Origin of the sequence: Muribacter muris (assembly GCF_004569585.1) — a bacterium.
Classification (GTDB): domain Bacteria; phylum Pseudomonadota; class Gammaproteobacteria; order Enterobacterales; family Pasteurellaceae; genus Muribacter; species Muribacter muris.
In genome coordinates this window covers 18,820-29,319 of sequence record NZ_SPPA01000027.1, presented here as the reverse complement: position 1 = coordinate 29,319, position 10,500 = coordinate 18,820, and the positions used below count along the sequence as shown (strand labels likewise).

The following is a 10,500-nucleotide window of genomic DNA, read 5'->3' as shown; positions in this document are numbered from 1 at the left end:
TGAGAGGGTTGTTAGAATAAAACATGAGCGTTTCCTTTTTTGTTTAGATTGAATTTGACACTCATATTCTAAACGGGAAACGCTCACTTTTTATTGTGATTTGTCAGATTTAATCTGATCTTCTACACGTGGTTTTGGTGTTTATCATATAATTCATCCTTGCTTCTTTGTCGATCATAGAAAACATTAACTAGTTTTAACCTGATAAGGTTATCAATAGATGGTGAAATAATTGAAACATCCTGTACCTCTGGATTGTCTAGGAAAACATTAGAATATTGTTCAGTGTAAGAACCATTAGGATAATGTAAGCGAACTGTTGAAATTGTGCCATTAGCCCCTATTTGATAAAGATAATACAAATTCTGTGCATCTAACGGGCTAAGCATTTTTATCATTTCAGAAAATGAGGGGTGAATATCATCAGCTTTGGAGCTGTCCATAGCAGAAGCAATTAAATTTGAAAACATATCCCTAATTTCATCTTTATTAATGCGAAATCTTGCTGCATCTAATGTTGAACCAATTATATCAATATCAGGTTCTATACGATTTTCATCTGGAATTTGATTTGATTTATTTGCAATTTCCTCTTTAAATTTTTCAACATTATTTGCGACTTCTAATTCTTTTTTCTGGCGCTTTTCATCCCACTTAGAACCAAAAACAACATACCACATATCATTTACAGTTTGCCCAATACCTTTAGATGCGGTTGTTGTAATTTCTTTACCTATGGCTACTGCTACACCTGTGGCTGCTGTCGATACTGGATCACCCATAATAAAATCCTCTTTGTTGAAGTGATAAATTAAAAAATTTGGTCGCTAATAATCTTACCACCAAGCAGAGATGATCTCATTATGGAAATAATATTGACACACCTCCCAGGCAAGCCGTTTTATACGGTTTTTTATAGGAGAAAATAATGGTAGAAAACACAAAGCCCATAAAAATGGAACTCAAAGGTGAAGCAGGAAAACGCGTAGCACTTTCTGCGGCAGAAAATTATTAAAACACACAATAAAGAAACTAAATCATTAGCCTATAAATGATTACAATTGAACTTTTTCTCGCCATTTACGAAACAATTTTTTAGATACAGAACCTGGACTAAAGGCCAAGGCGATTTCAGATAGCGCATCGGCCCGTATTAATGGGCACATATATACGCCCATTTTCGTATGTCTTGCCGTAGTGGGAGATACCGCCAATAAAAAAGCAAAGTGCACTCCGCTTTTACTCTATCGCTGGCTATTTTATCTTTACCCCGCCGGTATTAAAGGCTTCAAGGTGGATTTGCTCGGAGGCAATGCCTAAATCCAGCAATGCCTGATGCTGAAGCTGCATAAACGCCATTGGGCCGCATAGGTAATAATCCGCTGTTTTCGGCAACATTTCCGGCGGTACAGCGTGCAGATCCAAGCGCCCGATCAAATCAGCTTCACCGGCGTCTGCCGTTTCATAAGCCACAAAAGTATTCACGTTTGGATACTGCGCTTTTACTTCGTCCAAATGCGACTTCATCGCGTGTACGTTCGTATTTCGGCAAGCGTGAATAAAGCTTACCGACTGCGGCACACCAGCATCAATAATTTGGTTCAGCATTGCGATCATCGGTGTTAGCCCCACACCGCCACTAATAAACACATTTTGCTTATCCGGATTGACAAGGAAGAAATTGCCTGTCGGGGCGGTAACTTCCACTTCATCGCCGCTCTCTAAACCGTGTAATACATTCGATACCCAACCACCTGCTAACTCGCCTTTCGGATCTTCCCGTTTCACCGAAATCCGCAAATGATCGGCTTTCGGACTGTCCGACAACGTATATTGGCGTGGCTGTTTTAAACCAAGCTCCTCCACAAATACCCGTACGGACACATACTGCCCTGCTTTGAACTGTGGCAATTCGCCATTATCGCTGGGTGTGAGGTAAAACGAGGTAATCTCCGCGCTCTCTTTCACTTTTTTCGCAATCTTAAATTTACGCCACCCTAGCCAGCTTCCTTGAGTTTGGGCGTGTTCATCATAAATTGCCTTTTCCGTAGTAATAAGCAGATCGGCAAGTTGCCCGTAAGCTGCCGCCCACGCCTCAATGAGCGGATCGTCCATCGGAATATTTAATACTTCACTAATTGAATGCAACAGATTTTCGCCCACAATCGCATAATCCGGTGCTTGAATTTCAAGGCTGACGTGCTTATGCGCCATCAGTTCTACCGCAGATGCCAGCAACATTGGATTTTCAATATTTTCCGCATAAGCCAATACTGCGCCGGCTAACGAACGTGCCTGCGCCCCACTGCGCTGGTGTCCAAGGTTAAAAACTTCTTTTAAATGAGGGGTATTCCCCAACATACGTTTATAAAAATGAGAAGTGAGTGCCACCCCGCTTTCTCGCAGAACCGGAACGGTCGCCTTCACTAATTCGATCTGTTGTGCTGTTAATGCCATTTTAGGATCTCCTTTATTTAAGGTATATTTAGAATATATCTTTAAGCTCGTACAAGCAAGGAATAACATTCGGAAAAGGCGAAAATTTACATTATAATTCGGTGAGGACAATAGGAAAAAAGTATGCAACTGACTAAATTTACCGACTACGGTTTGCGGATCTTATTATATCTCTCCCCCCAACGAGATGAGCTGTACACCATTGCTGAACTGGCAGACAATCTCCACGTTTCCCAAAACCATTTAGTTAAAATTGTGCATTTTATGGCAAAGCAGCACTGGCTGATTACCACTAGAGGCAAAGGCGGCGGTATTCGCCTTGCCCTAGAGACGCTCAATTTACCACTTGGCGAGATTGTCCGTACCCTACAAAATACGCCTCACATCATTAACTGCGATAATCCTGCGTGTGTATTACGTCCGCAGTGCCGCCTAAAAGGCGTGTTGGAAGCAGCCCTTGAGCAATTCTACGCCTCGCTTAACCAGCACCGCTTTGCGGAATTTGCCCTCACATCTCACCACACTATCCCTATCAGGCTGGTTGAATAGCGGTAATTTCAGCCAATAGCGTAGTGGTCGAAACCACATTAGCATAGGCAAATTGGAGAGCTGCCATAAATGCAGCCTGCACCTGTTCAGCCGGTACGGTAATACCGTTAAAGGTTAAATCCAACGTTGCACAAGCATCAAAAGCCACATCGCATTGATAGCCGAGATCCACCGCTGCCCGCACTGCTGCGTCAATGCACATATGGCTCATTGCTCCAATCACAATCAGGCGGCGAATCCCTTTTTCTGTAAACGGGCGTGCAAATCCGTTTCACGAAAACTGTTAATCTGATGTTTGGTGATAACCACTTCGTCCGCCAGCGGCTGCATTGAGGCGTGGATCTTCGCCCCCACCGAATTAGGTTGGAAAAACGGTGCGTCCATTGTCTGTGCCTCGTGGCGAATATGGAAAACCGGCACGCCTTGCGAACGGCATTTCGTTAGCAATTTTACACCGTTCTCCGCCGCCTGTTCCGTGCCGGACAACGCCCATTTTGCGCCGGTAAAACTACTAAAATAATCATTTTGAAAATCAACAATTAACAGGGCAGTTTGTTTCATTACTATTCCTTATGGTATTAAACAATCATCACAAGCGGTCGGATTTTGCGATATGTTTGCAAATTCTCGCCTAAATTTGACCGCTTGTCGTCAATATTAGAATGTTAAGACTTCGCCTTCTTTCGGCACGGTAACACGATCTTGCATTGCTTTTTCTTTCACCAAAGCACGAATTTCATCGCTGCTGACGGTTGCGTGGTTCACCGCGTCCATATGCACGGCAACGATCTTCGCCGGTGTGGTTTGGTAGGCTTTTACCACATCGTCTTTGCCCATAATCAAACTGCCGTCAAAACCGGTAACCCGCGCGTAACCGGTGTTCATCACCAAAACATCCGGCTGATAGGTTTTCAATGCGTGATCAACGTGGTATGTCCAAATGGTATCGCCGACAATATACAGGGTTTTCTCCCCGTTAGTTTGGAATACTACTCCCATTGCATCGCCTGCCAATTCCGCTAACGGATTGGTTGCATACATTTCATCTGTGCCGTGCTGACCGCCGGTTTTCGTCAGCTTCACCTTGCCAAACGGGGTGTTTTTACCGACCACTTGCACATTTTTGAAGCCTTGATTGCGTACAATCACCGCATCGCCTGCATTTTGAACGAAAATAGGCAGATCTTTCGGTAGCATCTCTTGGGCGGCTTTATCCCAATGGTCATCGTGGGTATGGGTTAAAATTACCGCATCAACGCCTTTGATCACGTTCTCCGCTGGCTCTGCCATATCAATCAACGGGTTACGTTTTTCGCTGTTGAACGTGCCTTCAAAACCGGCGTACGCCCCTTTTTTCGCTAAATATGGATCAACAAGAAAGGTGCTGCCGCCGTACTGAATTTTTGCCGTGGCGTTACGCACGTGTTGATAGTTGATTTCGGCATTAGCAAACGTACTCATCGCTAAACCTAAAGCCAAAAGGGCGGTTGTTTTCATCTTCATTTTGTTGCTCTCCAAAATTTTATTTTACAAAAATGTGATTTCATCTGACCGCTTGTCAGATTTGATGGCTATTATAGTGAGCCGCTAAAACGTGAAAAATTGACTTTTTAATCAAAAAACGCAAGAATTGGGTCAATTTTACGTCCCCTGAATAAACGGATAAATCAATGCTAGCGAAAGTCGTGATGGTACTTTACCCCCATTTCAGCCCTTTTCATTTAACCGTGCCGCAAATGGTATTCTCCACCAAAGTAGATGATAAAGCGTTATTTGAATGGCAAACAGCAGCGGTATCAACCGATTGGGTACTTGGAGAGGGAGGCTTTGCGGTACGTCCCGATGGGGATTTGGCATTGTTGGCGGCGGCGGATATTATCGTGATTGCCGGCTGGCACGACATCAACCAACCGCCAGAGCCGGTGTTAATCAACGCCTTGCAATCGGCATATCGGCGGGGGGCGACTCTCGTGGGGCTTTGCTTTGGTGCTTATGCGTTAGCCTATGCGGGTCTGTTGGACGCTAAATCCGCCTCGACCCATTGGAGTGCCGAACAGGATTTTTGCCAACGCTTTCCCTGTGTTAAGTTAGACAAAAATGCGTTGTATGTGGAAGACGATCGGCTGATTACTTCCGCCGGCACGGTGGCGGGGCTGGATTGTTGCTTGGCGATTGTACGCCAATTTCACGGGGTCAAAATTGCCAATAAATTGGCACGTTTATTGGTCGTTGCGCCGCACCGTTCGGGCGGGCAAGCTCAGTTTATCGAGCAGCCGTTACCCCGCAAAACCGCTAATCAGTCGATTAACGAGTTGTTGGATTACCTGCGCCAAAACCTCGCCGCCGCCCATACGATAGATGCCCTTGCCGAGCGTTTGTCAATGAGCCGCAGCACTTTCACCCGCCATTTTCGCAAAGCCACAGGCACATCGGTCAATCAATGGCTGATCGACACTCGAATGCAACGGGGGCGGGATCTCCTTGAAAGCACAACATTAAGCATTGAGCAGATCGCTGCTCAAATCGGCTTACAAGCCAGCGCTTTCCGCCACTATTTCAAAGTTCAGCATCAAATCACCCCGCAACAATGGCGAAAAGTGTTTCACGCATAACCATAACGGCTGCAAGCGGTAACTTCACCACCACAATCTGCAAAATGCTATTTCGGGTTACTCTTGCCGTGCCGCTTTGTCTTGGTTAATCCACATTCGGGTAATTTGGCGTTGCCCGTTCACCATTTTGGTGCGGAAATACATTTTCAGCCTGAGAGCTTGAATATTTTCCCCAAAGAATGAACCGCTAAGTTGGTAAGTGGCGGTCAGCCGATCCTTGCCGATGGGCAGCACCTTGACCGCCGTCAGCATTTGGTAATACACATTGCCGTTTTTGAGATTATGCAACCACTCGTGTTTGGTTACCCGCTCCCTTTTTCGATTATGAATTAAAGTCAAAACAAATTCATCGGCGATCAGGCCTTCTAATGCTTGGTGATCTTGCGTCTCAAGGGCGGCGACTAATTGTGCGTAAAGAGTTGCCAGTGCCGCCTGCTCCGCCTCCCGATTACGCATATCGTACAATGCCGGAAAGACGGCGACCGCACTCACCGTTAAAGACAATAACAACGAAAAGAAAATATGACGTAATTTCATTGAGTTACCAAATCAAAAAGACAAAAGGGATAACATTCATCACCAAAGCGGTTGTGCCTGCCAACACCAATTTTGATGTGCCGAACAGTAAGCCTTGATTAACGCCTTTATCCAATTTAACCAACATATTTGCCATTGCCGTATTCGCAAACAGGCTGACAAACGCAAAAATCCCCAAATACAGATAAGCGGTCGCAAATGAAAGAAAATCAATCACATAAAACCACGGTACGATTAACGCAATCACCAATAACGGCGTGATATAGGTTAATTTCACCACACCAAAATCCAATTTGCGGGAAAATCGCCCTTGAAATAACACCGCAATGAGATTATTGATGAAAAAGGCGATCGGCACTGATTCGGGGTGATCGAGTAAGTTACTGAAAATATACGGGAAAATCACATAGAAAGATGTCCCCATCGCCAAAGGAATGAATAGCAATAAATGGGCAAAAACAAACCGCTTGCTCAATACCTGTTTAATGTAGCGAAATTGAAACGGGCTAGAACGCACCTTACAAGGCGTCGCTTTCACCGTAAACAGCATAAATATCAGCATCGCCACTTCAATCGCACAGCTCGCCCAAATCAGCATTTCCGGCATTTGACAATGCAAAAACGGCAATGCAAATAAGGGGGCAAACATTGACGCCAAACTTTGAATACGCAAAAATTTCCCCTGTGCTTTGGCTTTATCGTGGTAATTGTCCGCTGCGGTGGCAAGTAACAACGCCCGTGCATTTGTACCGAACAGGGTGCTGCCGAACCCGAAGCAAAAGGTCGCTAACAGTAATAACGGGTAGTGATCGGTCATTACCAATAAAATATAGGCAAGGGCGTCCATTGCGCAGCCGAGTAACATCATTTTCGTACGCCCGAAGCGATCGCCCCACAATCCGGCAAACAGTGAAAAGGCTTGGCTGGCAAACACCAGTAGCGAAAAGGCCGCCGCAATTTGAGCGGTTTCAAAGCCTTTATTGGTTTGTAAATAAATAAAAAAGACGCTCTGCATTGCCGTGTAAGCCAGTCCGGAAAAGAAGCGTCTCCATAAAATAACAGTTTGAATATTCATTTATTATTCTTATTAAACAAACAAAAAGAAAGTTAGAACAGTTTACGTAATCAAAACAAGCGGTCAGTTTCGTCAGATTTTTTCAATATTATGTAGCAGTTGCGCAAAGTTATTTTTTGTTCGCTTGTAGGGACACACTGCGTGTGTCCGGATTTTAACCTATTGAAACAATTTGATTTTTATAAAGGACACACGCAGTGTGTCCCTACATTCTGTTAAAATCTCTATTTTTGTGCATTTGCTACATAATACCGGATTTTTGGCAAAAACCCGTCCGTTACCGACCGCTTGCCGTTACTAATAGCGTCCGCTGATCTTCTGAATATGGCGGTTGGTCGCTAATTTAGCAGCCAGCCAGCCGAGAAAAACGCTCAAGGTGATAATTAAACAAATTTCACTGAGATTAAAGCCGTGCAATTCAAATTTCACCGTAAACATATCCGACACATAACGCACCACGCCGGTGAAATAGCTGATCGTCATCAAGCTAAACAAAATCGCCATCAGGCTACCGAAAAAGCCGTATAACATTCCGCTATACAAAAACGGGCGGGCGATGAAATAATCCGTTGCGCCGAGTAGCTGCATCACATCAATCGAGGCTCGGCTGTTGGATACATCGGAGCGGACACTATTGCTGATCACCAAAAAAACGGCGATAAACATCAGCACCGTGCAAGTTACCGCCACACGGGCGATAAGCTGAGTTAAGGCGGTCAGTTTTTCCAGCCAGCCGTTATCCAAGCGCACTTCCTGCACCCCTTTAATATTTTGTAAGTCATTGCGTAAGGCTAACATTGCCTCTGCACCGCTGAACGCTGCTTTCGGTTTCAGCACAACCACCGCCGGCAGCGGGTTGTCGTCTAAAATATCCAAGGCTTCGCCAAAGCCCGACCAGCTACGAAATTCGTCCAAGCTCTGCTGGCGTGAGATGTAATTGAGTTTCTCGATTTTCTCGGTTTCAAACTGACGAAGCCGCTCGACCACCGCATTCACATCGTGTTCCGCCAAATTTTTATGTAGATAGACGGTTAGCTCCGGTTCGGGATAGAACTGGGCGGCGGCATAATGGGTATTTTTCCATAACAAATAGCTGACCGTCGGGATCGTCAGCGAAGTGGCAATCACCAAAATTGTCAGCAATACGCTGAATTTACGCTTAATCAGATCCTGCCAAACCGCCCGCAAAATATAGCGGCTTTGGGTATTGAGTAAATTTTTCATCGACATTCCTATTTAAGATGCCCTTCTTCCAGCACCAAACAAGGTTTCGGGCGTTGCACAATAATATTACTGTCGTGCGTGGCAATCAGCACGGTCGTGCCGGCTTGGTTAAATTCCTCAAATAAGCGGAAAATTTCAAACGCCAGTTGATCGTCCAGATTACCGGTCGGCTCGTCCGCCAATAAAAGTGAAGGGCGATGCACAATCGCACGGGCAATATCCACCCGTTGCTGCTCGCCACCGGAAAGATGACGGGGCAGGAAATTCGCCTTTTTCTCCAACCCGACTCTAGCCAGCGCTAAACGTGCCTCCCGCTCGACCATACTCTGATTTAACCCCATAATAATCAGCGGCAATGCCACATTATCCAAAATGGAGCGATCGCTCAGTAGGCTATAATTTTGATGCACCATACCGATTTGGCGGCGTAAAAACGGCAGTTCGTGTTCGGCAAGGCGGGTAATATCGTGTCCATTGAACATCACTTGACCGCCGTTGGCTCGCTCAATGCCCATAATCAGCTTGAGTAACGTAGTCTTACCTGCACCGGAATGCCCTGTAATATACGCCATTTCGCCCCTTGCCAAATGGAAACTCACCCCTTGTAAAGCAGGCTTGCCCCCGCCTTTATACACTTTGCTGACATTGGTAAATTTAATCATTATTTTTCACCTTCGTGATCGAATAACGCCTCAATAAATTCATCGGCATCAAACGGGCGCAGATCCTCAATCTTCTCGCCTACCCCGATATAGCGGATTGGGATATTAAATTGATCGGCGATCGCAAAAATCACCCCGCCTTTTGCCGTGCCGTCCAATTTGGTGAGGGTAATGCCGGTTAGCCCCACCGCTTCATTAAACAGCTTCGCTTGGCTGATCGCATTTTGCCCTGTGCCTGCGTCCAGTGTGAGCATAATCTCGTGTGGTGCGGTATCATCATATTTTTTCATCACCCGCACGATTTTTTTCAACTCGTCCATCAAATTCTGTTTATTCTGCAAACGCCCCGCGGTATCGGCAATCAGCACGTCCACGCCTTTTGCCGCCGCCGATTGCATCGCATCAAAAATCACCGAAGCCGAGTCCGCCCCCGTACTTTGTGCCACCACCGGAATATGATTACGCTCGCCCCACACTTGCAGTTGTTCCACCGCAGCCGCTCGGAACGTATCCCCTGCCGCCAACATTACCGATTTCCCTTCCGCTTGGAATTTGCGGGCTAATTTACCGATTGTCGTGGTTTTCCCCACGCCGTTCACACCAACCATTAAAATCACATAAGGTTTCTTTTCGCTCAACACCAACGGCTGTGCCACCGGCTTCAGTACCTCCGCCAGCTCCTGTTTTAATTGTTGATAAAGCAATTCCGCATCTTGTAACTGCTTTTTGCTGGCGTGCTGGGTGAGATTATTGATAATTTTCGTGGTGGTCGGCATTCCCAAATCCGCCACCAATAATTGCTCTTCCAACTCTTCAAACAGCTCGTCATCAATCTTTTTGCCACGGAATAAATTGAGAAAGCCCGAACCGATATTTTGTTTGGTTTTGATTAACCCTTTGATCAGACGGCTAAAGAAGCCGCCTTCTTGAGCGGGTTTATCCGAATAACTCTCAACCACTTCTGCTGATTTTGTCTCTTCTACTTCAACAAGCGGTGCGTTTGGCTCAATTTCCGGCAATACTTCGTCCGCAGGCTGTGGCTCGACTTCTTCTGCTTTTGTATCCTCTATTTCAACAAGCGGTGCGTTTGGCTCGATTATCTGCAAGGCTTCATCAGTCGGCGGTGTAGCTGTTTCCGCACGTTCAACGGGTCGCTCTTCAGATAATGCCGTCGTTTCAACCGCTTGCGATGGCTGTTCCTCTAACTTATTCTGCTCTGTTTGTTGTTCTTGCGACGCTTTTTTACCAAAGCCTAACCACGACCAAAACCCTTTTTTCTTTTTTTCCTCTGCCATTATTATTTTGCTCCAAATTAAATAGCCATTTTCGTTCAAAATGGAATAAACTAAACGGCTTAGTTTATCAATTATTTATGTTATTGAGT

The 10,500-nt window shown here is 45.5% G+C and carries 10 protein-coding genes and 1 pseudogene; 2 read left to right on the top strand and 9 right to left on the bottom strand.

The features are described from left to right. Nucleotides 1-122 precede the first annotated feature (122 nt). On the bottom strand, nt 123-782 hold the full coding sequence (locus E4T80_RS10835; protein WP_135058302.1) for a DUF4393 domain-containing protein: 660 nt from the start codon (nt 780-782) through the stop codon (nt 123-125). Between the two features lie 472 nt (nt 783-1,254). Further along, complete coding sequence (gene hmpA, locus E4T80_RS10830) at nt 1,255-2,457, bottom strand: NO-inducible flavohemoprotein (RefSeq protein WP_135058300.1); 1,203 nt, start codon at nt 2,455-2,457, stop codon at nt 1,255-1,257. 123 nt (nt 2,458-2,580) lie between these two features. Between hmpA and E4T80_RS10825 the strand changes: the two genes are divergently transcribed. Continuing rightward, nucleotides 2,581-3,006 (top strand): RrF2 family transcriptional regulator, encoded by a 426-nt coding sequence (locus E4T80_RS10825; RefSeq protein WP_135058298.1) that lies wholly within the window; start codon nt 2,581-2,583, stop codon nt 3,004-3,006. On the opposite strand, the pseudogene E4T80_RS13155 reads toward E4T80_RS10825, so the two are convergent. Together E4T80_RS13155 and E4T80_RS10815 are read right to left on the bottom strand one after the other, a co-directional pair. Further along, a pseudogene (locus E4T80_RS13155) lies at nt 2,990-3,567 on the bottom strand (cysteine hydrolase family protein). The gene E4T80_RS10825 and the pseudogene E4T80_RS13155 sit on opposite strands and share 17 nt — an antisense overlap. A 96-nt stretch (nt 3,568-3,663) precedes the next feature. Then, nucleotides 3,664-4,509 carry an MBL fold metallo-hydrolase gene (locus tag E4T80_RS10815; protein ID WP_135058296.1) on the bottom strand — a complete coding sequence of 282 codons (846 nt, stop codon included), beginning with the start codon at nt 4,507-4,509 and terminating at the stop codon, nt 3,664-3,666. Between the two features lie 167 nt (nt 4,510-4,676). Between E4T80_RS10815 and E4T80_RS10810 the strand changes: the two genes are divergently transcribed. Then, entirely contained in the window at nt 4,677-5,618 is a 942-nt protein-coding gene (locus E4T80_RS10810; RefSeq protein WP_135058294.1) for a GlxA family transcriptional regulator, read from the top strand. A gap of 57 nt (nt 5,619-5,675) precedes the next feature. Here E4T80_RS10810 and E4T80_RS10805 read toward each other — a convergent pair whose 3' ends face one another. The 5 genes from E4T80_RS10805 to ftsY all read right to left on the bottom strand — a co-directional run bounded on the left by E4T80_RS10805 (nt 5,676) and on the right by ftsY (nt 10,411). After that, a complete protein-coding gene (locus E4T80_RS10805) occupies nt 5,676-6,155 on the bottom strand; it encodes a nuclear transport factor 2 family protein (RefSeq protein ID WP_135058292.1) in 480 nt (159 codons plus the stop codon). Between the two features lie 4 nt (nt 6,156-6,159). Next, nucleotides 6,160-7,230: an MFS transporter gene (locus E4T80_RS10800; RefSeq protein WP_135058290.1), complete on the bottom strand. Its 1,071-nt coding sequence runs from the start codon at nt 7,228-7,230 to the stop codon at nt 6,160-6,162. Between the two features lie 297 nt (nt 7,231-7,527). Further along, complete coding sequence (ftsX, locus tag E4T80_RS10795) at nt 7,528-8,454, bottom strand: permease-like cell division protein FtsX (protein ID WP_135058288.1); 927 nt, start codon at nt 8,452-8,454, stop codon at nt 7,528-7,530. Nucleotides 8,455-8,462: 8 nt separating this feature from the next. Beyond that, nucleotides 8,463-9,116, bottom strand: a complete 654-nt coding sequence (gene ftsE / locus E4T80_RS10790) for a cell division ATP-binding protein FtsE (protein WP_135058286.1) — start codon at nt 9,114-9,116, stop codon at nt 8,463-8,465. Then, nucleotides 9,116-10,411 carry a signal recognition particle-docking protein FtsY gene (gene ftsY, locus E4T80_RS10785; protein WP_135058284.1) on the bottom strand — a complete coding sequence of 432 codons (1,296 nt, stop codon included), beginning with the start codon at nt 10,409-10,411 and terminating at the stop codon, nt 9,116-9,118. Before ftsY ends, ftsE begins: the two co-directional genes overlap by 1 nt. Between the last annotated feature and the right edge of the window lie 89 nt (nt 10,412-10,500).